Genomic DNA, 301 nt, shown 5'->3' on the forward strand with positions numbered 1-301 from the left:
GCGTGATGAAGACCACGCGGATCGCGGCATTGCGGCCCTTTGCGGGGGTGGTGCTGGCTTTACCGGGCATAATGCGCCTTTGCATCATACAGGGTTTCAAGGGAGATCGTCGTCAGGCCCCGCTCCTCGGCGAAGCGCTCGGTGTTCCGGCGGGCCTTGCCGCGCACGAAGAACGGGATCTTCTTGAGCTCGGCCTCGGCCTCGGCGGTCCAGAGCGTGCGTTCGAGGAGTTCGCCTTCCATGGCTCCCCTTCCTGCCAGGGGAGGGGTTGGGGGTGGGTTGGCAGCAGCAGCGGTTGCAG

The 301-nt window shown here is 65.8% G+C and carries 1 pseudogene; it reads right to left on the reverse strand.

What is annotated here, in order from left to right:
• Nucleotides 1-59: 59 nt before the first annotated feature.
• Nucleotides 60-301, reverse strand: a pseudogene (locus AX735_RS15600) (ferredoxin:protochlorophyllide reductase (ATP-dependent) subunit B); the annotation flags it as partial.

It is taken from the genome of Blastomonas sp. CCH1-A6, from assembly GCF_001556365.1.
Classification (GTDB): domain Bacteria; phylum Pseudomonadota; class Alphaproteobacteria; order Sphingomonadales; family Sphingomonadaceae; genus Blastomonas; species Blastomonas ursincola.